Source organism: Streptomyces chattanoogensis (assembly GCF_001294335.1).
GTDB classification, from domain to species: domain Bacteria; phylum Actinomycetota; class Actinomycetes; order Streptomycetales; family Streptomycetaceae; genus Streptomyces; species Streptomyces chattanoogensis.
Genome location: NZ_LGKG01000163.1, coordinates 18,216 through 41,870, shown reverse-complemented (window position 1 = coordinate 41,870; position 23,655 = coordinate 18,216). Strand labels below are relative to the sequence as shown.

General features: G+C 70.0%; 20 protein-coding genes. 6 read left to right on the top strand and 14 right to left on the bottom strand.

Features of this window, described 5'->3' with window-relative positions; translation table 11 throughout:
- The first annotated feature begins 70 nt into the window (after nucleotides 1–70).
- Nucleotides 71–1,432, top strand: a complete 1,362-nt coding sequence (locus ADL29_RS29900) for an RICIN domain-containing protein (RefSeq protein ID WP_157878608.1) — start codon at nucleotides 71–73, stop codon at nucleotides 1,430–1,432.
- Between the two features lie 55 nt (nucleotides 1,433–1,487).
- On the opposite strand, the gene ADL29_RS29895 is transcribed toward ADL29_RS29900, so the two are convergent.
- The 3 genes from ADL29_RS29895 to ADL29_RS29885 all read right to left on the bottom strand — a co-directional run bounded on the left by ADL29_RS29895 (nucleotide 1,488) and on the right by ADL29_RS29885 (nucleotide 5,081).
- Entirely contained in the window at nucleotides 1,488–3,566 is a 2,079-nt protein-coding gene (locus ADL29_RS29895) for an ATP-binding protein (protein WP_053926675.1), read from the bottom strand.
- Nucleotides 3,563–4,222 (bottom strand): Pvc16 family protein, encoded by a 660-nt coding sequence (locus ADL29_RS29890; protein ID WP_053926674.1) that lies wholly within the window; start codon nucleotides 4,220–4,222, stop codon nucleotides 3,563–3,565. The genes ADL29_RS29895 and ADL29_RS29890 overlap by 4 nt, the downstream gene beginning before the upstream one ends.
- Before the next feature lie 178 nt (nucleotides 4,223–4,400).
- Nucleotides 4,401–5,081, bottom strand: a complete 681-nt coding sequence (locus ADL29_RS29885) for a helix-turn-helix transcriptional regulator (protein ID WP_211274416.1) — start codon at nucleotides 5,079–5,081, stop codon at nucleotides 4,401–4,403.
- Nucleotides 5,082–5,570: 489 nt separating this feature from the next.
- Here ADL29_RS29885 and ADL29_RS29880 point away from each other — a divergent pair, with 489 nt between their 5' ends.
- Entirely contained in the window at nucleotides 5,571–7,097 is a 1,527-nt protein-coding gene (locus ADL29_RS29880) for an SDR family oxidoreductase (RefSeq protein WP_053926673.1), read from the top strand.
- A gap of 76 nt (nucleotides 7,098–7,173) precedes the next feature.
- Nucleotides 7,174–8,547, top strand: a complete 1,374-nt coding sequence (locus ADL29_RS29875; RefSeq protein ID WP_053926672.1) for a cryptochrome/photolyase family protein — start codon at nucleotides 7,174–7,176, stop codon at nucleotides 8,545–8,547.
- A 92-nt stretch (nucleotides 8,548–8,639) separates the two neighbouring features.
- Here the strand turns inward: ADL29_RS29875 and ADL29_RS29870 are convergent, their stop codons facing one another.
- The 4 genes from ADL29_RS29870 to ADL29_RS41860 all read right to left on the bottom strand — a co-directional run bounded on the left by ADL29_RS29870 (nucleotide 8,640) and on the right by ADL29_RS41860 (nucleotide 12,401).
- Nucleotides 8,640–8,960, bottom strand: a complete 321-nt coding sequence (locus ADL29_RS29870; RefSeq protein WP_053926671.1) for a DUF4387 domain-containing protein — start codon at nucleotides 8,958–8,960, stop codon at nucleotides 8,640–8,642.
- Nucleotides 8,957–10,180, bottom strand: coding sequence for an acyclic terpene utilization AtuA family protein (locus ADL29_RS29865; RefSeq protein ID WP_281181982.1), 1,224 nt, complete (start codon nucleotides 10,178–10,180; stop codon nucleotides 8,957–8,959). The genes ADL29_RS29870 and ADL29_RS29865 overlap by 4 nt, the downstream gene beginning before the upstream one ends.
- A 651-nt stretch (nucleotides 10,181–10,831) precedes the next feature.
- Nucleotides 10,832–11,986: an MFS transporter gene (locus ADL29_RS29860; protein WP_245689692.1), complete on the bottom strand. Its 1,155-nt coding sequence runs from the start codon at nucleotides 11,984–11,986 to the stop codon at nucleotides 10,832–10,834.
- Between the two features lie 64 nt (nucleotides 11,987–12,050).
- Entirely contained in the window at nucleotides 12,051–12,401 is a 351-nt protein-coding gene (locus ADL29_RS41860; protein ID WP_107095119.1) for an Lrp/AsnC ligand binding domain-containing protein, read from the bottom strand.
- A gap of 341 nt (nucleotides 12,402–12,742) precedes the next feature.
- On the opposite strand from ADL29_RS41860, the gene ADL29_RS29850 reads away from it, so the two are divergent.
- On the top strand, nucleotides 12,743–13,270 hold the full coding sequence (locus tag ADL29_RS29850) for a GNAT family N-acetyltransferase (RefSeq protein WP_053926814.1): 528 nt from the start codon (nucleotides 12,743–12,745) through the stop codon (nucleotides 13,268–13,270).
- Nucleotides 13,271–13,501: 231 nt separating this feature from the next.
- Here the strand turns inward: ADL29_RS29850 and ADL29_RS41855 are convergent, their stop codons facing one another.
- Entirely contained in the window at nucleotides 13,502–13,810 is a 309-nt protein-coding gene (locus tag ADL29_RS41855) for a LysR family transcriptional regulator (RefSeq protein ID WP_245689700.1), read from the bottom strand.
- 369 nt (nucleotides 13,811–14,179) lie between these two features.
- Here ADL29_RS41855 and ADL29_RS29845 point away from each other — a divergent pair, with 369 nt between their 5' ends.
- Complete coding sequence (locus ADL29_RS29845) at nucleotides 14,180–14,629, top strand: nuclear transport factor 2 family protein (protein ID WP_053926668.1); 450 nt, start codon at nucleotides 14,180–14,182, stop codon at nucleotides 14,627–14,629.
- A 289-nt stretch (nucleotides 14,630–14,918) separates the two neighbouring features.
- On the opposite strand, the gene ADL29_RS29840 is transcribed toward ADL29_RS29845, so the two are convergent.
- On the bottom strand, nucleotides 14,919–15,371 hold the full coding sequence (locus tag ADL29_RS29840) for a winged helix-turn-helix transcriptional regulator (RefSeq protein ID WP_053926667.1): 453 nt from the start codon (nucleotides 15,369–15,371) through the stop codon (nucleotides 14,919–14,921).
- Between the two features lie 104 nt (nucleotides 15,372–15,475).
- On the opposite strand from ADL29_RS29840, the gene ADL29_RS29835 reads away from it, so the two are divergent.
- Nucleotides 15,476–16,756 (top strand): MFS transporter, encoded by a 1,281-nt coding sequence (locus ADL29_RS29835; protein WP_211274415.1) that lies wholly within the window; start codon nucleotides 15,476–15,478, stop codon nucleotides 16,754–16,756.
- Nucleotides 16,757–17,195: 439 nt separating this feature from the next.
- On the opposite strand, the gene ADL29_RS29830 is transcribed toward ADL29_RS29835, so the two are convergent.
- The 5 genes from ADL29_RS29830 to ADL29_RS29810 form a co-directional block, all read right to left on the bottom strand.
- On the bottom strand, nucleotides 17,196–18,200 hold the full coding sequence (locus ADL29_RS29830; RefSeq protein ID WP_245689691.1) for a RimK family alpha-L-glutamate ligase: 1,005 nt from the start codon (nucleotides 18,198–18,200) through the stop codon (nucleotides 17,196–17,198).
- A 168-nt stretch (nucleotides 18,201–18,368) separates the two neighbouring features.
- On the bottom strand, nucleotides 18,369–18,785 hold the full coding sequence (locus ADL29_RS29825; protein WP_245689690.1) for a hypothetical protein: 417 nt from the start codon (nucleotides 18,783–18,785) through the stop codon (nucleotides 18,369–18,371).
- Between the two features lie 248 nt (nucleotides 18,786–19,033).
- Nucleotides 19,034–19,408, bottom strand: a complete 375-nt coding sequence (locus ADL29_RS29820) for a VOC family protein (protein WP_053926665.1) — start codon at nucleotides 19,406–19,408, stop codon at nucleotides 19,034–19,036.
- A 473-nt stretch (nucleotides 19,409–19,881) separates the two neighbouring features.
- The gene (locus ADL29_RS29815; protein ID WP_342671183.1) at nucleotides 19,882–21,810 is read right to left on the bottom strand and encodes a hypothetical protein; all 1,929 of its coding nucleotides are present in this window, start codon (nucleotides 21,808–21,810) and stop codon (nucleotides 19,882–19,884) included.
- Nucleotides 21,811–21,980: 170 nt separating this feature from the next.
- Nucleotides 21,981–23,570, bottom strand: a complete 1,590-nt coding sequence (locus ADL29_RS29810; protein ID WP_053926664.1) for a S1 RNA-binding domain-containing protein — start codon at nucleotides 23,568–23,570, stop codon at nucleotides 21,981–21,983.
- Nucleotides 23,571–23,655: the final 85 nt, after the last annotated feature.

Below are 23,655 nucleotides of genomic sequence, written 5' to 3'. Positions count from 1 at the left end.
TCTGGTTCTGCCCCCGGCTTTGCCCTTACGGACGCTGACCCGGGCCCGGCACCACCGGTTGACTGCCCGGGTGAGCATGTGGACTTCACTGGAACCGGCCGCGATCACCGTCGACCCCGGTTCCGTAGCGAGCGTAAGGCTGCGGGTACGCAACACGGGTGACACCGTCGAGGAGTACCGGCTGCGGCCGGTCGGCGACGCAGCGGACTGGACACGGGTGGAGCCGGCGGTGCTGCGGCTGTATCCCGGGGCCGAGGGCACGGCGCAGGTTGTTTTCGCGCCCCCGCGTACGCCGGACGCCGTGGCCGGTCCGACTCCCTTCGGGATACGCGTCGAGCCGGCCGAGCATCCCGAGATCCGCGATGTCGTCGAGGGGCAGGTCTCGGTAGGGCCGTTCGCCGAACTCCGCTGTGAACTCGTTCCTTTAGCCGTACGCGGCCGATGGCGCGCCAAAGCGGCGGTCGCCGTCGACAACCTCGGCAACCAGCCACTGACGGTCTCCCTCTCCGGCCGCGAGAACGGCGACGCCCTCACCGTCGAGCCCGAGCCGACCTCGGTCCAGGTCGCGCCGGGCCGCGCCGCCTTCGTACAGCTCACCGTCCGCCCCGGAGCGGTCAGCTGGATCGGCGGCACCAACAAACACCCCTTCACCGTCTCCGTGCTGCGCGCCGGAGTTGCGGAGCCGAACGAACTGCGCGGCACCTACATCCAGCCGTCCGTGCTGCCGCGCTGGGCGATGGTGGTGTGCTCGCTGCTGGTCGCGGCGGCGCTGGCCTTCGTGGCGCTGTGGTTCACAGCCGCGCCCAAGGTGTCGACGAGCGCGCGGGAGAAGGCCGGCCAGGCCCACAAGCTCCCGGACAAGGGCGAGAAGCCGCCCGCACCGCCGCCGCCGTCCAAGCCTCCGGAGGAGAAGCCCTCGGAGAAGCCCTCGGAGAAGCCCTCGGAGGAGCCCGACGGAGGTGGCGACAAGGAGGAGGGCCCGAAGGCGCAGACCATCCGGTCCCACGCCAATGGTGGCTGGTACCTCCAGGCCAACGGGGGCAGTCAGGCGGACGGTACGCAGATCGGCCAGAGCGCCCAGTGGACGGATGACCAGTTCGGCCGCAACCAGTGGTGGACCATCCACCACTACCCCGAGGACAACACGGTTGCCCTGGAGTCGGGCAGCGCCCCGGGCAGCGTTGTCCAGCTGAAGGAGAACACCAACGAGGTCGAGCTCTGGAAGGCCGACCCCGAACAACTCAAGTCGGGTCAGCTGCCGCCTCAGCAGAAGTGGCGGCTGGTGGACGCGGGCGACGGCCGCACTCGCATCGTCAACATGCGCAACCAGGAATGCCTGACCGACACACAGAACGACAAGGGCGCGCTGTCCTGGAAGTGCTCCGACGGGCCCAACGACGTGCAGGACTGGAAGATCGCCGAAGGGCCGTGAAGCCGACCGGGGCCGGTCGACGAAAGCCGACCGGCCCCGGGCCACACCAGGAGGTTCACTCCCACAACGGTGACGCGTCCGGCACCAGCCGCCCCATCTTGCGGTACTCGCGGCGCGCCCCGGCCCGTACATCCGCCGCCGTCACCGGCCCGCCACGCCCCGCCGCGAGATACCCCGCGGTCACCGCGGCCGACCGGATCGCCCCGCCGGACAGCTCGAACTCCTTCGCGCAGACGTCGAGTTCCAGGTCATCCGTGCAGGGCGTGTCCGCAAGGCAGGAATGCCACAGTGCGGTCCGCTGCCCGGCGTTCGGGAAGGGGAAGTCGACCACCAGATCCAGCCGCCGGGTGAACGCATCATCGATGTTGGCCCGCAGATTGGTGGTCAGTACGGCGATCCCGTCGAACGCCTCCAGCCGCTGCAGCAGATACGCGCTCTCCAGGTTCGCGTACCGGTCGTGCGAGCTCTTGACCTCCGAGCGTCTGCCGAAGACGGCGTCGGCCTCGTCGAAGAGCAGCACGGCGTCCGTGCGGTCGGCCTCGGAGAAGATCCGCTCCAGATTCTTCTCCGTCTCCCCGATGTATTTGTCCACCACCGCCGACAGCTCCACCACATAGAGATCCAGACCCAGTTCCCCGGCCACGACCTCGGCCGAGAGGGTCTTTCCGGTACCGGATTCCCCGGCGAACAGGGCCACCACGCCCCTGCCGCGCCCACCGCCGGTACGCAGCCGCCACTCGCCCAGCACCTTCTCCCGATGCCGAGCCCGCTGCACCAGTTCGTGCAGCAGCGCCAGTGGTCCGGGCGGCAGGACGAGCCCGTCGAAGCCGACGGCGGGCCGTACGCGCCGGGCGTGCCGGTCCAGCAGCGGCGCGGACTGCCGGCGCGCGCTGTGCTGGACATGGGCGGCGGTCAGCGGCGTCCCGTCGAAGGCGGCGAGGGCGGCGGCCGCACGGGCCGCCCGTCGGATCTGAGCGGCTCCCAGCCGGTACGGCGCCACGGCTGCGCCGAGGTCGAAGCCGTCGGCCAAGGCGCCGAGTTCGGCGCTCCAGACCTCAACCGCCGCCGTCCCGACGTCCGGCGCATCCAGCGCGAACAGCCGCGAATCCGGGGCCCAGCCAGGGTCGTACGGCTCGCTTCCGAAGAAGACCACCGGCACGTCCCCGCCCGCCAGCGACCTGACGAGGCCGTCGGGCCGCTCCGGCAGCGGCCCCACGACGACCGCGGCCCGCCGCAGCCGTGCCTCCCGCAGCAGCGCACCCGTGAGCCCCGCGGCGTCACCACCGTGGCCGTCCGGCCGATACCGCAGCACGGACAGGCCGGCGCTCCGCAGCCCGTCGGTCACCGCTTCGGCGACGGTACCGGGCCGGCGCTCCCGCAGATGTACGGCTATCGGCCGCTCACTCGCGAGCACGGCGAGCCGCCCGGCAAACGCCCGGACCTCGGCACCGGCATCGCTCCCCGTACGGTCGGCGGCCCGCTCTCCCGCCGAAAGCAACTCCACCTCACTCCCGCTGAGTCCGGGATCCAGGCCATCGTCCCCCAGCAGATGGGCCACCACCCGCTCCGGCACCCGCAGCGCACGTCCCGGCAGCGGCCGGTCCTCGTCCTCGAGGACGAGCAGCCCACCGGACAGCAGCGGCGCGGCGGGGTGGAATCGGGCGCGGGCAGCGGGGGAGTAGGGGCCGGTACCCGCGAGGTCCAGAGCCAGCGCGACCGTGGCACGGCGCCGCCCGACATCGTCGTTGAGGTAGCCGTACAGCGGCTCGAAGCCCCGGTCCACATCGGGCGCGAGCGCGGCCAGGAGGATATGCATGTCCAAGGCCGACAGCCCGAACCGCCCGGCGAGCGCGGCTGGTCTATCCCATCTGTCCGATGGATCTGATCTGTCCGATGGGTCCGATGCCTCGTCATCCGCCTCGCCCGTATACGCCTCGCCCACGCCCTGGGCCGGCGATTGCGCGGCCAGCCGTCTGGCTGTCTCCGGAGTCACATACAGCCCGCGCAGCGGGTCCGAAGCCGTCGGATCGTCGGCGCTGCGCCGCTCGACGAGCCCGGCCACCCGCTCGCGCAGCCCCGCCAGTCGGTTGAGCAGTGCGCCGCTCGCGCTCTCGTTCACCGCCGTGCCAGTCACCGTTCCGCCTCGCCGGCCGTTGCGGACGGCGAGCCACCCGGAACGGACCGGTGCATCCGCGGTCGGGAGTCGCCGGGGATGCCGTCGAGTTCGCGGACGACCGTGACCGCACCCTCCGTGACCGGAGGTGCCACCTCGTAGGAGGGCGAGACCGGGAACGGCACGGTGATGACCACGTCCAGGGACGGTTTGAGTTCGCCGCCGAGCGCTGACCAGATGTCGGCGATCGAGCGAGACTCGGCGGGCGGCACCGCAACCGTGAGCGGGATGCTCACCTCCAGCGCGCGGAGCGCGTCCGGCAACGCGGCGGCCGGCAGGATCTCGTGCGAGAGCAGGCAACCCAGCGCGGCCGACAGCAGTCGGTGTTCGTCCTCCGGGCGTGTCGTCCACGCCGTGACCAGGTAGGACAGCCGGAACCAACGCGGCGGCTGATGTCTGCGCACGACCACACCACCGGCGTCCCGCTCCGCGATCGCCCCGCGCTCGCGGCGGGCGACCTCCTCGCGTATGTCGTAGAGATACGCATTGAGCGCGGGTGCGGTGTGCCGCGCAGCCCAGTCGCGGGTCGGCGCCTCGAACGCGACGTCCCCGGTGCCGTCCGGCAGAACCCCGCCGCGCAGCACACACCGCATCGCCTCATCGACCTCGTGAATCACGCCCGTTCCCCCGCCCGCTGACCCGCCGCCCGCAGCGCCTCCGCCGACTCCGTCACTGCTTCCCCATCTGCCGTCGCACCCGTCTCCGGGACTGCTCCCGCACTCGTATCCCGGACTGCTCCCGCACCCGTATCCATGACCGCTGTCGCTCCCGCGTCCGTGCCTGCTTCCGTCCCCATCAGAGGTATCCCTCTCGCAGCGCGTACGCGACGGCGTGCGCGCGGTTGTGCAGTTGCAGCCGCGTCATCAGGGCGTGCAGGACGTTCTTGACAGTGCGTTCGGAGTAGGCGAGCTTCTCGGAGATCTGCCGGGTGTCCAGCCCCTCGGCGACCAGCCGCAGCACATCGACCTCGCGCGGCGCCATTCCGAGCGTCGGTACGAAGGCGACGGAGGCGGAGGTCACTGCCGACCGCCGCAGCCGCCCCACCTGTGTGAGCAGCCTGCTGATCAGGTCCGGCGGCAGGTCGCCCTCGTCGCGCGCCGCGCTCTGCACTGCCCGCAACAGGCGCTGCGGGGTGGCCTGATGACGCCAGAGTATGGCCCGTACGCCGTACTCGACGACCGCCATCAACTCCGGCTCGCGCAGATCTCGGGCGATCAGCACCACGCGCTGCTCACCACCCCGTACGAGCCGTCTCAGCTCGGCCGTGGCGATCTCGTCGAACCGGTCGATGAGCATGACCGCCACGGCGCCGACCGCCTCCCCACCGCCTTCCTTCTCTCTCCCGCGCTCCGCTTGTTCCGCCCGTTCCCTGGCCGCCGCCCCGCTCAGGTCCTGGACGATCTCGACGGTGGGCTGGTGCTGTAAGTGACTGACGACTCCGGCCCGACTGAGCGGGTCGGAGGCGTGCACCGTCACCGTGTTCCTCTTCTCGTCCCCGTTTATCGACTGCCGAAGAGTCCGTGAAGGCAATCAACAAACGCTTACCGGGCGATCAACGCCGGGCTGGTCGAGAGCGTCTCGGGGGCGTGCGTCCCCCTATCGTGCGTGGTGATCGCCAGTGTGGAAGTGGGCATCGGGTGACCGGCGCCACCCTGCACGCGACCGCCGCCGGGTGCCTGTGTACCCGCGCATCGGCTTCCCGCCGAACTCACCGATTCACTTCCACTCACTTCCCCTCACTTCCACCGTCCGACGAGCTGATCCGGCTGAGGGCGAGGCCGGTGTGCTCCACGGGGAGTACCAGGGCTTGCCCAGAAGGCCCACAGCGAACGGCCTGGGCGACGTGCCGTGCGAAATGGGCGCCGTCGCCGCATATCCATCCGATCATCAAGAGCGGATCCCCCCGGGTCTTCAAGAGCGGATCCCCGGGGCGAGGGTCCGGTCCGGTGACAGACGGAGGCGGCTATGGACGGGAACGCTGCGCGAGGCCTGAGCTGCCTGGTGACCGGCGCCACGGGCTACATCGGCGGGCGCCTGGTCCCGGAGCTGCTGGCCGAGGGGCACCGGGTGCGCTGCCTGGCCCGTTCCCCCGGCACACTGCGCGACCACCCCTGGGCGGGAAGCGCCGAGGTTGTCCGGGGCGATGTCGGCGATGCCGGGTCGGTCCGCGCGGCCATGCGCGGGATCGACGTCGCCTACTACCTGGTGCACGCGATGGGCACCGGGCGCGGCTTCGAGGAGAGGGACCGGCGGGCCGCCCGGATTTTTGGTGAGCAGGCGCGCGCCGCGGGCGTCCGGCGCATCGTGTTCCTGGGCGCGCTCACGCCGGCGGGGGTGCCCGAGGAACGGCTCTCACCGCACCTGCGGTCGCGCGCCGAGGTCGCCCGGCTTCTGCTGGCCTCGGGGGTGCCCACGACGGTGCTGCGCGCCGCGGTCATCATCGGTTCCGGTTCGGCCTCCTTCGAGATGCTCCGGTACCTGACCGAGCGCCTTCCGGTGATGGTGACCCCCAGCTGGGTGCACACCCGCATCCAGCCGATCGCCGTACGCGACGTGCTGCGGACTCTCGTGGGGAGCGCGCACATGCCGCCTGAGGTGAACCGTGCCTTCGACATCGGCGGTCCGGACGTCCTGACGTACCGGGAGATGATGCGCCGGTACGCGGCGATCGCCGGGCTCCCGCCCCGGGCGATCATTCCGGTGCCGGTGCTGACGCCCCGGCTCTCCAGCTACTGGGTGGGGCTGGTCACCCCCGTACCGTGGGCCATCGCCCGCCCGCTGGTCGAGTCGCTGCGGTACGAAGTGGTCTGCCGCGAAGACGACATCACGACCTGGGTGCCCTCCCCGCCGGGAGCCCCGCTGGATTTCTCCACCGCGGTCTCCTTGGCACTGGAGCGGATCCGGGAAGCCCAGGTCGCCACCAGGTGGTCCTCGGCGTCGGTGCCCGGTGCCCCCAGCGACCCGCTGCCCACCGACCCGGACTGGGCCGGCGGCAGCCTCTACACCGACCGGCGGGAACTGCCCGTCGAGGCATCCCGGGAGGCGTTGTGGCGGGTGATCGAGAGCATCGGCGGTGAGAACGGGTGGTACTCCTTCCCGCTCGCCTGGGCGGTGCGCGGCTGGCTCGACCGCCTGGCGGGCGGGGTGGGACTGCGCCGCGGCCGCCGCGTCCCCGATCGGCTCAGGGTGGGCGACTCACTCGACTTCTGGCGTGTGGAGGAGATCGAGCCGGGCCGTCTGCTGCGGCTGCGCGCCGAGATGCGGCTGCCTGGAGTGGCCTGGCTGGAGATGTCTGCGGAGTCGGACGGGAGCAACCGCAGCCGCTACCGTCAGCGGGCGCTGTTCCATCCGCGCGGACTGCTGGGACACGCCTACTGGTGGAGTGTCTCACCGTTTCACGCGGTGGTCTTCGGCGGCATGGCACGCAATGTGGCACGGGCCGCCGCCAAGGGCGGTCCGACCGGCAAGAGACCGCCCACGGGGCCGAGTTGACCACCCCGGCCGCCGGACAGGACGGCGGCACCACACGGCGCACCACCTCAGCCCGTCCCCGTCCAGGAGTGGCGCAATGAACGTCTCGGTCGTCCTGTTCACCTCCGACCTGCGGCTGCACGACCATCCGCCGCTGCGCGCGGCACTCCGCACCTCGGATGCGTTGGTCCCGCTGTTCGTACGCGACGACCGCATCGACGCCACGGGCTTCGCCGTGCCCAACCGGCTGGCGTTTCTGGTGGACTGCCTGGCGGACCTCGACGCGGGCCTGCGCGAACGCGGTGGGCACCTCGTCGTCCGGCACGGTGATGTCGTCGACCAGGTGTGCGCGGTGGTCGCCGAGGCGGACGCGGGGGAGGTGCACATGGCCGCCGGCGTCACGGGCTATGCCTGCCGGCGCGAGGAGCGGCTGCGGAAGGCCCTGGAATCGCAGGGACGTCGCCTGCGCGTCCACGACACCGTGATCACCGTGGTCGCCCCGGGCGCCGTCACCCCACAGGCCTCGGACCACTTCGCCGTCTTCACGCCGTACTTCCGCCACTGGGCCCGGCAACGGCTGCGCGATGTGCTCGGCGCGCCCCGGGCGGTACGTGTCCCCCAAGGCATGGCATCGGACGAACTCCCCAGCCGCCGCACGGTGTCCGGTGTGTCACAGAAACTGGCCACCGGCGGGGAGAAAGCGGGCCGCAAGCGGCTCACGGCGTGGCTGCGCAGTGGGCTCGCGGACTACGAGGACCGCCACGACGACCTGGCCGGTGACGCCACCTCCCGCCTCTCGGCGCACCTGCACTTCGGCTCCCTCTCGCCGCTCGAAGTCGTCCACCGGGCACGCCGGGCCGGCGGCCCGGGAAGCCAGGCATTCGTGCGGCAACTTGCCTGGCGGGACTTCCACCACCAGGTGGCCGCCGCCCGGCCCGACGCCGCCACCGCCGACTACCGCACCCGGCACGACCACTGGCGGTCCGAGGAGTCGGCCGCGGACGAGATCGCGGCGTGGAAGGAGGGACGCACCGGCTACCCCGTCGTCGACGCCGCGATGCGTCAGCTGCTGACGGAGGGCTGGATGCACAACCGCGGGCGCCTGCTGACCGCGAGCTTCCTCACCAAGACGCTCTACGTCGACTGGCGTGTCGGAGCCCGCCACTTCCTGCAGCTGCTGGTCGACGGGGACATCGTCAACAACCAGCTCAACTGGCAGTGGGTGGCCGGAACGGGCACGGACACGCGTCCCCACCGCGTCCTCAACCCGGTGACACAGGCCAAGCGGTACGACCCGGACGGGATCTACGTCCGCCGCTGGGTGCCGGAACTCGCCGGCCTCGAAGGCCGCGCCGTTCACGAACCGTGGAAGCTCAAACCCCCCACACGCGCCGGGTACGACTACCCGGACCCCATCGTGGACCTGTCCGACGGCCTCGCCCGCTTCCGACGAGCCCGCGGCCGCGACTGAGGGGGCCCAGGGGGGAGGTGGCTGTGGGGTGCGCATTTCCCCTGTACAGGTGGGGTGTTGAGGGCTGAGGGCCTGCGGCTGCGGTCCGCCCTCTACGGGGTGGGCAGGCGCACCGTCAGCAACGGCCCGTGCTGCTGCGCCCCGTAGACGTCGCGTTCGCCGACGTTCCCGGAGACCAGGGGGCGGCGGAGATTGATCTTCACGGCCCTCGCCGGATCGTAGAAGATCGGCTCGCTGACGTCGTCGACGGGCATCCGGTAGAGCTCGGCCACCATGTCCCGGTTGATGGCCCGCTGCCGCTTGACCAGGTCGTACTGGTCCTGGGCGGTGAAGATGATGTCGATGGTGATCTCGTACGGTCCGGCGTTCTTGCTGCGGATGACGTCGGCGAGTTCGGTCAACGGGGCGGTCACGACAGGTCTCCCGTGCGGGCGCGGCGATCGGCGTACCCGGGCTGCTCCGGGTAGTCGAGATAGCTGATCGGGAACAAGGCGAGCGGGTCGTCGTTCTCCATCAGGTGGTAGACGCTCCACTCGTAGACCGCACCGGCGTGGAAGTCGGACGGCGAGTAGGGGAAGGCCAGGTTGCCGGCGGTGGACAGGCGCCCGGGGTAGCCGAAGTGCAGCATCGTGGAGCGGGCGAAGCCGCAGAGCGTGTCGGCGAGGTCCTGGCTGTCGGCGACCGCCTCGATGACGATGCCGACCTCGTGGCCGGCCGCCTGGGGTGCGGGCTCGAGGGCGCCCATGCAGCCGTCGGCACCATAGACGCGGACGAGCAGCTCATAGCTGTCGGCCGGGATGTCGGGGAAGTTGTCCGCCACTCGGTCCCGTACGCCCTGGACGATGGAGCCGATCTCACGGATGAAGACCGGGTCCCGTGCACCGGCCACCGACACGGTGCGGTATCCGCGCAGCCGGGCGCCTTCGAGCTTGACGGCGAAGGGCTGAGCGACGTGGCGGGAGCCGGAGACTCGGACGCTGCGCCCGTCGTCCTCCGGTGTGAAGACGCAGCCGCTGAGGTCCAGGTATCCGCCGGGACCAGGCAGGCGGGAGGGGTCGCTCTTCTCGTAGAGGGTGTGCGCGGCCACGGACGTAGGGGTGCATCGGCGAGCCGGATCCAGGGGTTCGAGGACGAAGTGGTCCCGGCGCAGCGTGCCGAGCATGCAGTCGCTCCCGCTGCCGGGCAACGCGGCGATGGCGGCGCACTCCAGGATCTTGCTCATGTGCAGCGCCAGTCCCTCGTCGAAGCCGTGCAGCAGCGGCAGCGCGGCGAAGACCGCCGGGTCGTAGGCACGCCCGGCGAGGACCACATCGGCGCCGTTGCGCAGAGCGGCGACGAGGGGCGCCGTGCCCATCTGTGCGACCAGATGCACGCTGGCCCGGACATCCTCGGCGGTGAGCTCCGGGCCGCGCGGCACCGCGCTGATCCGGCCGGCCTGCAAGGCCCGCAGGACGGTGTCGTGGTCGATGTCGGCGGGGATCACCGCGACGCGCAGGCGGAGGGCGCGTTCGGTGGCGATCTCGTCGACGATGTCGCGCAACCACGTCAGATGCGGCGCCGCGCCGGCGCCGCCCGCGGACCCGATGACCACAGGGATCCCGAGCCTCCGCCCGGCGGCGATCATCCGTTCCAGGTCGCGCTTGACGGCCGTCCGGTCCGTGAAGGATTCCCCCGCACCGAGGTAGTACGGGCCGGGGTCGCTGGAACCCGCGTCGGCGGCGATGACACCTGGTCCATCGTGCCCTCCCGAAGGTGGTGGTGGGAGGATACGGTGCGCCGCGTATGAGGTGCCGTTGGCCCCTCGATCGGAGTCCGGACCGGCGGGATCCGCCTGGTGCCTGCTGATGGGCCGGCTGGGGTGCCCGGCGCCTACCGCCCGGTGACCGCCCGCACCACGGCCTCGGCCGGGCGGTGGTTCTCCGGGCCCGCTCCGAAACCCGACGGGAAGCCGAAGCGGCGGCGCGTGTACGCATCGGCCACGCCGCTGCCCGGGTCCGCGGAGCGGAGCGAGCCCGTCGCGCCGCCGTGCCCGAAGACGTCCGGGCGAGGTAGGGGTAGCGGCCGCTCAGCTCCTCGAAGCCCAGGACGTCTTCGTTGCCCGTGACCTGGTCCGTACCGCGGTTGTGGACCCGCGCGAACTCGGTGACCGTCTCCGGCTTCAGCAGCGGCGCCCGGCCACTGCCTGGACCGCCCGGGCGCCGCGCCCCCGACATTCCCGGTTTCTTCCGGGCGGGTGTATGTTCCACCGTCCGCAGGGCGATAGCGTCGGCGCATGCTGATCCGGTTACGGCACCCGTGGCGCGCCAGGTTGATGGTGGCTTGCGCTGTCCTTGCCCTCGTCGCGGGCGGGGTGACCCTGCTGCTGTGGGACGCGGCCCCTGCCCCTGCCTCGTACAAGCCTCTGTCCGGCCTGGCCCGGCAGCAGGGTCTTGTGCAGTACGTCACCTATGCATCTGAGGCGGAGCGTGACACTCCTCCGGGACCGGCCACGATCGCCGGATCCGTCATGCTCGCGGGGGCCTTGGGCCTGGGCGTCGGAGGCTGCCTGATCGGCCGCCGACGCGCGGTCGTCATCTGACCGGCCCCGGGCCCTGGGTGGGATCACGGGGGATGTCTGACGTTGCGCCCAACGTACGGCGAGTGGGGCAGCCAGGCCGGTCACCGCGAACAGCGCCCCCACGACGTACCAGCCAGGGCGGCCCCAGGTGATGCATGCAGAGATCAGCAGGGCCGGCCCCAAGGCTTCGGCAAGCCCGGCACCCAGGCCGAAAACGCCGAGGTACTGGCCGGTGGCGTGCTTCGGAGCGAGACCGAAGGAGACCTCGAACCCCGCAGCCGAGTGCCACAGTTCGCCGATCGTATGGATGAGCACTGCAGTCAGTAGCAGCGCGCCGGCGGCCCATGCCGGTATTCCTGCGGACAGTGAGACCAGTGCGCAGGACAGAAGGAAGGCCATGCCCGAGCGGCGGTAGGCACCGGCGCCGGCTACGGGGGAGTTGACGTTGCGGCCGGCCCGTACCTGAAGCGCGATCACGAGGACGGTGTTGAGGAGCATGGTGCCCGAGATGAGCCATGGTGGGGCAGTGGTGGCCTCCACGATCCAGAGCGGTATGGCCACGGTGAGCACTTTGAACTGGATGGCCATGATGCCGTCCAGCACGGTGAGGACGAGGTAGGGCCGATCCCGCAGGGCGATCCAGCGGGGGCCGCCGACAGTCGGCCCGGGTTCGACCGGGGGAAGCAGTACGAGGATGGCTGCGGAGGCAGCGAAGGCGAGGGCATTGCCGATGATCAGAAGCTGGTAGGCGGTGAGGGTGCCGACCTGCACGATCCAGCCCGCCAGCAGGGCGCCGAGGGAGATGCCGACATTGGTGACGGCCCTGAGACAGCCGCGGAATTCCTGCGGCCGATCCCCTTGGCCAATTACCTTGAATGGCAAGAGGGTTGTGGATCGATCCGTGCTGACCGGCCCGCCTCGAACCCCCCTTTTGCGCGCCGCCTCTTTATCCGGTGCCTCCTGGTCGACCGGACGGCTGTCGGTCAACGTGCCTGGGCAGCAGGCCGATGCGCCCGATCTGCGACGGGAGGATGCGTGTGGTCCGGCTGCTGTCAGTGGGGGGGAGGCTGGTTGCGGTGCGTTTTAGGGTGCGGATCACCGGTGCGGTCTCCAGGGGCCTGACGGCGTCGAGCGCGGCCACGCGTTCGGTGAGGTACCGGCAAAGGTCCTCGGGATTACGGCAGTTGACGGCAGTGACGAGATTGCTGGGGCCCGTGGTGATGGCGGCGAAGGAGACCTCGGCATGGGCGGCCATCTCTCGGGCCACGTGGGCGAGTTCTGAGGGCTGGACGGACATCCACAGGCGTGCCTCGGTGGGTAAGCCCAGTGGCCGGAGAGATATCGAGGGTGTAGGTGACAGCCCCGGCTTGGCGCAGGGTGTCCAGGCGGCGTTTGGCGGTGGAGTCCGACGCGCCCGTGGCGGCGGCGAGTTCGGCATACGGCGGTGTGCCGCCGTTCTCGCGCACTCGTACGTGAGCGAAAGCGCCCTCCGCCCCGGGGCCAACAGCGTTCCGTCAGTCCGTTTGGACAGCACGTGGTGATCAACGAGGCCCTGAATGTTCATGGGTTTCGCCGGCACCGTAGTGTCGGTTGGGCCCCGGTAGCGGGAGCGGTCGGACAGGAGGCAGCGTGGACGCCATGGAGATCGGGGTTGTCGAGACCGACAGGCTGAGCCTTGTGCCGCTCGCTGTCGAGCACGCAGACGAGATGGCCGAGGTGCTCTGCGACCCGGCTCTGCATGTCTTCATCGGCGGTGCACCGTACTCCGCACAGGCTTTGCGGTCACGGTACGAACGCCTGGTGGCCGGCTCACCCGACCCTTCCCAGATGTGGTGGAACTGGGTGATCCGGCTCCGTGAGGAGAACTGCCTGGCCGGTACGGTGCAGGCAACGCTCACCGCTGCTGAGCGAGGGCGTGCGGCCGAGGTTGCCTGGGTGGTCGGGACGGCGTGGCAAAGGCGTGGGATCGCCGCCGAGGCGGCACGAGGACTGGTTGCCTGGCTGCAGGAGCAAGACGTGCAAGCGATCTGTGCCCACATCCATCCGGATCATCACGCATCCGCTGCCGTTGCCGCCGCTGCCGGCCTGGCTCCCACCGGTCACTGGCATGAAGGCGAGATCAGGTGGGAGCTTCCACCGACGCAGTCACCCGTCGGCAGACTCTGACCGTTCGGGTGGAAGGCCGGACCAGCCCCAAGGGAGCCCAGAGCAGGTACGACCTCAGCGTTCTTGTCTGCTCTGTATGGGCGCCAGTACCGAGCGGGTGCTTCGGGCGGCGACTATCTGGGGCCGGGCTGCGTGGCAGGGGCATGGACTGCTCTCGGTCAACGTCCAAAGGCCGGACGGGTGGTAGCTGTGGCGGTCGGGGGGATGTGCCTCGACGCCAGGGCGAGGAAGTCAGGGCACCGAAGCAGCGGGTGAAGCCTCAAGGCGTCTCGGGGACCGCGAGTTTCGCGTGGTCGGTGTCGGGGAGCCAGTCATGCTGTGGTGGGTAGTCCGGCACCGAGCTTCTGCACCACCTGGCCAACCACGCGCATCGGCGCGTACTGATGGCCCCAGGCATCGATCTGCACGACCCGCCCGGCGCCGGACACCGCCGCGACCGCCAACCACTCCCTCCAGTCGCGTGATGCGCTTGGACAGCGCCTGCTGACTGGCCTTCAGCTCCTCGGCGGCCCGCCCGAAGTGCAGTGTTCTGGCGGTCATGGCGAACGCGCGGACCAGAGCCAGGACGAGATCCATGCCGCTGACCTTGTGCGACAACCCCGCGTTGTCGGACGGGCGGCTTCGTTGTTGGCCGCTCGACCACCCCACCCGGTCTGATGGTCCCGACGCCGCACCGAGGGGCAACCCGCAGACGACCAGGGAGATGACCACGATGAAAGCCTTCCTTCCTACGGGGAGAGCCCGCCGAGCCCGTCGCGCTCGCCGACGTCCCCGAGCCGACACCGCAACCACCCTCACCGACCTGCGCGAGCACCGCATCCGAGGCGAGGCCGTCCTCACCCTGTCCTGAACCACACCGAACGACCGCCGAACACCGGAGAACCGGAACACACCCGAAGGAGTACGACCATGACCACCATCGTGACCACCAGCGACCCCAGGGCCGTCGTCATCCGCTACATCGAGGCCGTCCGCGACGGCGACGCCGACGCCATCCACGACAGCTTCGCCGAGGACGCCACCTGGCACTACCCGGGCGATCTGCCCATCTCCAAGGTGTGGCACGGCCGCGACACGATCATCAACGACTTCCTCGGCAGCATGGGACCGATCCTCGTCCCCGGCACTCTGGAGATCGAACTCGTCAGCACGACCGCCGAGGGCGACCGCGTGGTCGCCGAATGGACCTCCAAGGCCAAGACGGTTCACGGCGCCGCATACGACAACCGCTGCATCGGCATCTACACCGTCCGCGACGGCAAGATCGCCTCCGTCATCGAATACGCCGACACCCGCCACGTGGCAGCCACCCTCTTCCCGGACCACGACGCTGCCCAGCCTGCCGATACGGTCTGTTGACAGCGTTGACAGCGTTGACAGCGTTGGCACGGTGCCTGCGGTGGCCGCTGTGCGGGATCCGGATGGCGGTCACTTGGGGGAGTGGGTGGTGGTAGCGGCGGCTTGCCCTGCCCGAGAGGTTCGAAGCCGATCGCGAACCAGGCAAAGCCGCCCCTGCAACGGGGAGTGACGTAGCGGACTTTCACACCGGCACAGTGGAAGAGCTGGTCGCCATCGCGCACTTCAACGGTGAGTTCGCCGGGCAGATCGTCGGCGCAGCGGTGTGTCGGCGCCGGGTCTCCGGCTCAGTTCACTGGGTGGAGATCTTGTGGACGGTGGTGTCGTCGGGGTTCAGCCGTCGCCCGTCCGCGGACCGCACTTCCAGTGCGCGGAGGCGATGTCCCTGTCGGCGGTCGACCAACTGTGAGTGTGGTTCGCCGGGGGCGAAGAAGTGCTCTTCGCCCCACTGCCGCAGTGCCACGATGACGGGGAAGAGCGCCTTGCCCTTCGGAGTCAGGACGTACTCGCGGTAGGCGCTGCCGTCCGACGCGGGGACGGATTCGAGGATACCGCCGGCGACCAGGGTGCGCAGTCGTGCGGTGAGGATGTTCTTCGCCACGCCGAGGCTGCGCTGGAACTCTCCGAAGCGCCGGCTTCCGTCGAAGGCGTCCCGCACGATCAGCAGGGACCACCAGTCGCCGATCGCGTCCACCGACCGGGCGACGGGGCATTCGCTGTCGTCGAAGCGCGTCCTGGTCACCATGGAGTCCCTCACTCTCACGACGGTTGCAACATGCTACCAAAAGGGCTACCGTCGCCGCCGTCGCTATTGGTAGCAAAATGAAACCAGATTGCGGAGGAGCGTCTATGCCCGGCAACGGTGAGGCCGTGACACCACGGACCGAGGACCCAAGCACGCAGGCCCGAAGCGGGGAACGTTCCGCGTTCGTCCTGTCCCGTGGCGTCGTCATGCTGTTCGCCGTCGCCTGCGGGGCGGCGGTGGCCAACGTCTACTTCTCCCAGCCGCTCCTGGTGACCATCGGCCACGACCTCGCCATGAGCCCGGCGCTTGTCGGCAGCGTGGTCACCCTCACGCATGTCGGATACGGGCTGGGACTGTTCTTCCTCGTGCCGCTGGGCGACGTGGCCGACCGCAGACGGCTCATCGTGGCCCAGTTACTGCTCCTGGTGGTGGCGCTGGCCGTGGTGGCCGCCGCCCACACGACGGCGATCCTGCTCGCGGGCATGGCCGCGACGGGGCTTCTCGCGGTCGTCACACAGACGCTGGTGGCCTTCGCGGCCTCACTGGCCCCTCCCGCCGCGCGCGGACGGGTCGTCGGTCTGGTCACCAGCGGCGTGGTCATCGGAATCCTGCTCGCCCGCACCGCATCCGGCCTTATCGCCGATCTCGCGGGCTGGCGCTCCGTCTACCTCGCCTCGGCGTCGCTCACCGCTCTGCTCGCCCTGGTCCTGCACCGAGTGCTGCCGCGCCACAGTGACGCTCCGCCGCCAACCCTGCGCTACGGACAGCTCCTGCGCTCCACGATCACCCTGTTCGCACGGGAACGACTGCTGCGGCTCCGGGCCCTGTTCGGTCTGCTGATCTTCGCCGCCTTCAGCACCCTGTGGAGCAGCGTCGCGCTGCCGCTCAGCGAGGCCCCGTACTTCCTGCCCCACAGTGCAATCGGGGCGCTGGGGCTGATCGGCGTCGCCGGCGCGCTGGCCGCGACCGTGGCGGGCCGCCTGAACGACCGCGGACTCTCCCGGCGGACCACCGGCATCGCCCTGGCGCTGCTCGCCGCCTCGTGGCTGCCCCTGGCCTTCACCCGCAGTTCGCTCTGGGCCCTGGCCGTCGGGGTGATCCTTCTCGACTTCGCGGTGCAGGCGGTCCATGTCACCAACCAGACCCTGATCTACGCGCTGCACCCGGACGCGGGCAGCCGGCTGATCGGCGGATACATGGTCTTCTACTCGCTCGGCAGCGCCACCGGCGCCATCGCCGCGACCTCCCTCTACACGGTGGCCGGCTGGGGCGCCGTATGCGCACTGGGTGCCGCGTTCAGCTGCCTCGGGCTCGTACTTTGGGCGTTCACCCGACACAACACCCCGGGCCCCGCCGCCAAGGTGAGCTCTCGCAGCGACGCCTGAGCGTTCTCGCTGAACGCCGAGTGACGGGTGCGCTGCAGGGCAGCCGCAGGTCAGAGGAGTGTGCGGCTCCTTCAAGACCGCCCCGCTACCGCTGATCTGCGTGGCGATATTCCCCAACGGGCGTGTCCTTGGTCCCCTTTGTCCAGCACGTCCCGGTGGCGAGAGGGCCCGCACCCTGAACGGGGCCGCCTCTGTCGCTCATGCGAGCCCACTCAACCGCTCACGGGCCAGTCATCGATGGGGGCAACGCCAGCCGGTCGGCGAGCGCGTGGAGCCGGCCGTAGTCGTGGTCGAGCTCGGCTGTACGCAGCGCTTCGACAGTGGCCTTGGTCAGCAGGAACTGGACGTGCCTGGGCCTGCCTGGATTGAGTGGATCGGGGTCGAGACAGATGGTTCGCTGGGGATTGCGGAACTCACCCACAAGGCGGGGCAGGTGCTGTCAGCTGAGGGCTTGCCCTTCTGCGAAGCGGCCTCGGTGCGGCCCTGTGGTTGGCGGTGGTCCCTCGCGGCGGCGGGCCGAGAGGGTGCGGGCGATGCAGGCTGTGATGGCGGGGGCGATCGCGGTCATCTCCGGGCGCCAGCCCGGGACGGCATTCACCTCGCAGAGGGTGAAGGCATCCCCGGAGGCGAACAACAGGTCCACCCCGGCGATGTCCAGGCCCAGGGAGCGGGCCGCGCGCACCGCGAGTTCTTCTGCCTGCGGAAAGCGGCCCGCGCAGAGCGTGGCGGAGCCGCCCTTGGCGATGTTGGCGGCGAGGGCGCCGTTGTGGGAGGTGTGCAGTACGGCGTCCACCGGTTCGTCGTCGACCACGACCACGCGCAGGGTACGGCCGTGCGAAGGAGCCACGTGTTCCTGGAAGAGAAACGGCGTCTCCTGTGCGAGGCTGCCGGCCACCTCGCTGAGCAGGTGCGGGTCGGGGGCCAGGAAGACCTGCCCGCCCTTGGCGCCGCTGACGGACTTCACCACGCACGGCGTGCCCAGTTGGGGGCTGCGCACGACGCCTTCCAAGGGGGCGGTGGCGTAGGAGATGGTGTCGGGCACCGGCAGCCCGGCCAGGGCGAGTTCTTGCAGCTGCCAGACCTTGTTACGGGACTTGAGCTGGGCGTCGACGGTGTTGATGAGGGTGCTGCCCATGTGCTCGAGGTGCCGTAACAACGTCACCTCGCGGTCGTTGTGCATGGGTCCGGCCACCTGGCGCACGCACACCACCTCAGGCGCGGGCAGGTCCGCGCCCCCCAGGGTGCGCAACACCAACCGGCCGTCCTGGACGCCGAAGAGCAGCTCGTCGGTGTGCCAGACCGCGAAGCGGGAGCCGTACGTCTCGGTAAGGACTGCTGCCAGTTCGCGAGTGGACCGGCGTAGCACAGTCGGCCGTTGCCGCACCAGCATCCATACATCCGCGGGTGCCGGAACAGTCGGCAGCGCAGGGTGTGGTGTGACCACTCTGGCTCCTCACCTCTTTGCCGCCCACTGCCTGCGGGCCGTCGACGGGGCCAGTCTCGCACTTCCGTAATCGCAGTGTCACGGCGGGTAGAACGTGGCGTCGTCCTAATGGGCAGGATGACACCGCAGCGCCGACGACAAACGGCCGTTTCGGCATGAGGCAGGAGCTCAGACGCCGTTCCAGATGGCGCCGGGGCTGAGACGGGACCGGACGAAGGGCCCTGTTGCGAGCACGAGCAGGGTGAAGGCAGTGAGCCGTTGGAGGCCCGGCTGTGCGAAGAAGTCGCTGTGCTGGATGCCGTAGGCCGCATACCAGTTGGCCATCAGGTCAGTCGCCATGACGGCGGCCGTGAGGTCCACGCCCGCTCTCCTCCCGCTGACCAGGAGCAGAGCAGCCAGCGAATCGAATACCGCCAGTGAGGACCAGTACAGGTTCAGCCAGTCCGGAGCCCAGCTGTACGGATGCAGGCCGCTGCGGATGAGGTCGGCGAGGTGTGAAGCGGCGCCCACGAAGACCAGCACGACGATGTACACGGTCACCAGCGCCACCACCCACCGTGGGGCCCGAGGTATCCATCGGATCACACGATCGATTCTCTCAGCGTTGGAGGCCGGGCTGGGGGTGCGGTTCAGCGTGTGAGGCGGCGGGAGGACTCGATGCCCATGCGGACGATGCGTGGCGTAATGTGCCGCGAACGCAGGCGCCATCGCGGATGGTTGTAGCCGTACCTCTTGTGGGCATGCAGCACGGTGCCCTGGGGAAAGTGGAGTTCGGCCGGTTGACCGCCTGGTCGGGCGCCGTGATTCGGGCACCCGACCAGGTCCTGCCTCAGTTACAGATAGGGGCGGGTGATCAGCTCAATTGCGTGACCGGCGGGGTCTTTGAAGTACACGCCTCGACCGCCGTGCTCGTTGTTGATCTCGCCTGGACGGCGCATCTGCGGATCGGCCCAGTGCTCGATGTCGCGATCACACAGCCGCCGATACGCGCGATCGAACAGCTCGTCGTCGAGCAGGAAGGCGTAGTGCTGCATCTGGATCTCCACCGGCGGTTCGGCGAACTGCAGTAGCACGCCGTCGGTGAGCTGGATGTTGGTGAACGGGCCCCAGGACGGTGCTTCTGAGAGTTCCAGCAACTCTTGGAAGAACCGGGCCGACTCGATGCGGTCCTTGGCGGCGATGATGGTGTGGTTGAAGGTGGCTGGCATGCGGCTGACCTCGTTTTTGTTGTTCGACACGGAAAACGGACTCGCGGTGCGCGAGTGCCGGGAGGTCCGCGTGCCGAACTGAGGGGGTGCGTTCTTTGCACCCGCCGTGCGATCAGCCCTCCACCGGGAGGCCAATCTGTGTGTGGCGTAGCGCCGGTCCGGTGTTCACGTTGGCTGATTTTACTTGATCAGGGTGGTTGCCACAACGGGAAAGCGATCGGCTGTGGGTGGCTCGTCAGGCAACAGGTTCGGCGGCGCGAATTCATCGACGTAACTCACCCGCCCGTGGGCGGGCGCAGTGTCGTACAGGGTCAGGTGGTGACGCATCGCGGTGGTGAACTCCGGTGCAGTGGACGCCTTTCACGTCGTGGTGGCCTTCCAGGAGACCTTGCCCTCGCGCAGTATCCGCCGCAGGATCTCCCGGCTCGTGGCTGTGGTTGCCTTCCGCTTGACCAGGTGCTCGGCGAACTTGCTCAGGCTGCACGTGGGCAGCGCGGCAACCCTCCAGTCGGGGGCCGGGGGGCGGGGGGCGGGGGACGTCCGGGCCAGGGGAAGCCGAGGGCCTCGGCGTACTCGCGGCTGCCGCCTCTGACCTCCGCGTAGCCCTTCGGGTCTGCGGTGGCGAGGCGCTGCAGCGCGGTGGCTGCCTGGTCCTCGGGCGGCGTGCCGTTGTCCGGGAGGCTCCAGATGAATTGCAGCCAGGGGCCGTTCTCGTATCTCTGCCCGGCGGCGAGCCCGGGCCAGAAGGTGAAGGACAGTACGGTCGTGTCCGGGTCATTGAAGTCCGTGCCGACCCAGCCCAGGCGGGCGTCCCACTGGGTCAGGAGGTCCGGCCGGTCGCGAAGACCTGCGGCGATCAGTCGCGCGGTGATCCGGGCCGGCCACGCCCAGGAGTGGTCGTTCTCGGCCCGTGCGATCTCGGCGTCGTATGCGGCAGCGTCGAAGCGGTACTCGGGAAGGGCGGGCGGCGGCTGCCGGGACGGCAGGGTTGCCGGACGGTTCCAATTGCGCCACACGACGTACCGGCCTTCGCGGCAGATGGTGACGCGGAGCGCGCCGCAGCAGCCCTCGGTGCAGTAGGCCTCGGCGAGCTGCACTTCCCGAGGTTCGGCCGTGGCCCGCAAACGGCCGCCGTCGAGCAGATACTCGGGGGAGTTGGCCGGGCCCCGGCCGAATGCTTCGGGCACCAGGGGGCGGCCATCGATCAGAAGCCGGGTCTCGACGGTGTCCGGGTCTGCCGGATCGCGGACGGTGACCTCTACGCGGAGTCGTGGAGGCGTAGTTCGGGGGGCGAAGGCCTGACGTGCCGCGCCCCGGATCCAGCGGACCCGGCGGCGTTCGATGCGGTCGGTGGAGTCGGTGGAGTCGGTGGGATCAGCGGGATCGGTGGGATCAGTGTGGGCGGCGGCCGCCACCGCAGCCCAGGCAGGTGCAGTCAGCAGGGACTCCAGAGCGTCCAGCAACGCCTCACGCTGACCGGCCCGCCAGTCAAGGAGGACGCTGGGGCCGCTGTGGAGGTCAAGGGCGAGGGAGAGCAAGGTGGCGTAGTGGTCGAGCGTCGGAGGCAGTTGGGAGGCCCGGGCGACCAGGGCTTCATACGCGGTGACGGCCTGCTGATAGTCGACGATTTCGGCCTGGTAGTCGCGCAGACTCGTCATCCGGGACAACAGACGTCCCGCCTGGGCCAGGACGCGGGTGTCGACCGGATCCCCGCGGAGGATGTCGGCGAGCCGGGCGGCTTCGGAGATCCTGCGGGCGGTCTCGGTCCCCACCGTACGGGGCTCGACGGGAACTGCTGCCAGCCATGTGCGAATGGCCTCGTCGTCGTGCGCGGTGAGGGCGTCGACCAGGTGGTGAAGTTCTGGGGCTTCGGCGTGATGGCTCAGCCACGCCAGGGCAGCGCTGGGGCAATCGAGGGCGGTGAGCGCTCGGATGGCCGGGCGGGCGAAGCCGCGCAGCAGGGCGAGGACGGTGAGACAGGGCACATCCTCCGGCTCGCCGAGGCGGCCGAGGAGACCGATGCCGACGCTCACTGCCCCTGTACTGGTGCCTGTGCGCGCCAGGCAACGGCCGAGCGCACGGGCCGCCGCTTCGTCCTCCAGGGGTACTTCTGCGATCACGGGATGAATGTGACGGTCGTATGCGCCCAGTTCGTCGAGACGCAGATGGATTTCGTCGGCGGCGCGAACGGTGTCCGGCTCGCTCAACAGGGGGAGGAGAATTTCTCTCACGGCAGCCCGGGCCTCGGCCCAGCCGGGGTTGCGACGCCGCTGTGGCAGGTCGGGCATGGGATAGCCGCCCTTGGGCAGACGGCCGTCGGGCTCCGCGCGATGCAGGCGCAGGACGTGTTCGTACAGGGAGGTCCGAGGGGCGGGCGCGCGGCCCGCTACCAGGGCGCTCACCGGGCGGACTGGGACTCGATTCCGTAGGTCATGCGGGGAATCCTGCCGGACCCGTACAGACATCCGCCAGCGAATTTCGAAAGTCAGGCCAGGTCGGGGTCAGGCCAGCCAGGTCGGGGCGCTTGGATCACCTGACAGTCACCCAGAGCGTTGAGGCCACTCCCACCACATCAGGTCGGTTCGGGACCTGCTTCGTTGGTGCGACCGCCGAGGGAGAGCCTGATGCGCCGGCTCTCCAGATCCACGTCGAGGAGGGTGACGAGTACTTCGTCCCCGGCCACGACCGTCCTCTCGGAACCCGCCGGTCCGAGGTCGGCGGATTCGGTGAGGTGGACGGGATTCTCGATGTGGACACGGTTCTCGACGTGGACTGGGTTCTCGATGTGGACCAGGCCCTCGACGCCCGGTGCCAGGCGGACGAACACGCCGAACGGAACCGAATTGGCGACGGTGCCGGTGACGACATCGCCGGCCCGGTGAGTGTCGACAAAGCGCCGCCAGGGGTCGGGTTGGAGAGCCTTTACGGACAGGCTTACGCACTCCCGCTGCCAGTCGACGTGGAGGACCTCGGCGCGGATCCGCCGACCGATCGGGGCGACGTCGTCCACGGACTCGAAGTGTTCCCAGGACATCTCGGGTACGCGCAGGAATCCGAGGCCGTGCCCCCACTCGTGGTCCAGGTTCACATGCACCCCGACGTCGTCCAGCCCGCTGGCGACGGTGCCGGTGACAACGTCCCCGTCCCGCAGCGAGCCGAGAAACGTCCGTCGCTCGTCGGCCGGGGTGCGGTTGGTGCGCCAGCGCGCCCGTACAACACCATCGGCGTCCGGCAGAACGCCGGCGAGCAGGGGGCGGCGTTCAGCCGGTTCCATGGGGACCAGTGCCGCCCGACACCCCGGTCCGGCCTTGATCTGGGGGTGGGCGGCGTCGGTCCGGCCCATCCACGGCTCCGCGACGCGCACCTGACGGAAGTTGCCGTCCGGAGCCTGCTCGACGAGCAGTGCGAGGCGTTCTGAGCGGAGGACGGCATCGCGGACCGCCTCGATGTCTTCGGTGAGGTCCGGCCACACCGTCAGCCGGGCCCGCGGGGCAAGCGCTCTGCGGGCGGCGGAGATCTGGGAGGAGGAGGTCAGACGGTGCCAGCGGTAGGCGTTGGCGACGTACCGCTCCTCCAGCAGCGCCCCGCCGCGCTCGGCGACCAGGCAGTGGAGTTGGGTCCAGAAGGCGCCGTCGGCGGCTGGCTGGTCGTCGGTTTCGTCGAGGCCGGTGTCGTACGGGGAGCGCTCGACCGATTCGACGAACAGCCCCAGGCGACGGGCCCGCGCCGCGGCCTCGGCGAACGGGCGGGTGCCGCCGACGTAGATGTCGTCCCGTTCCCCGACGTGAAGGAAGAACCCGCTCTCGGCGTGCAGCCGGCACCAAGCGCCCTCGCGCAGCAGCATGGCCCGCAGCAGCCCCAGACCGGTGCCGAGCGGGACGTGTGCGCCGTCGTGGTAGCCGGAGAGATCGGGTGGGAAGAGTCCGGCCAGTCCGTGCCGCCTCCATGCCAGGCGGTTGGAGAAGGAGAAGAACCCCTCCGGCATCGGATTGTCGATCACCAGATGGTCGGCGCCGTCGTCCAGCGCGAATCCGGCCGCCGCAGCGACACATGCCGCGGACACCTGCTCCCGGGTGCCGTACGGGACAGCCGTGCCACCGCAGCGCGCGACGTCGCGCCGGGTGGGGGCGTACGAGGTGATCCGGTATACGAAGGTCGCCATGTCAGCGTCCCCGGCAGCTCGAAGACGCCTGTGGGGCCGGTCGTTGGCGGACGAGCGGGGTGATCATGCGCCCAGCCTACGAAGT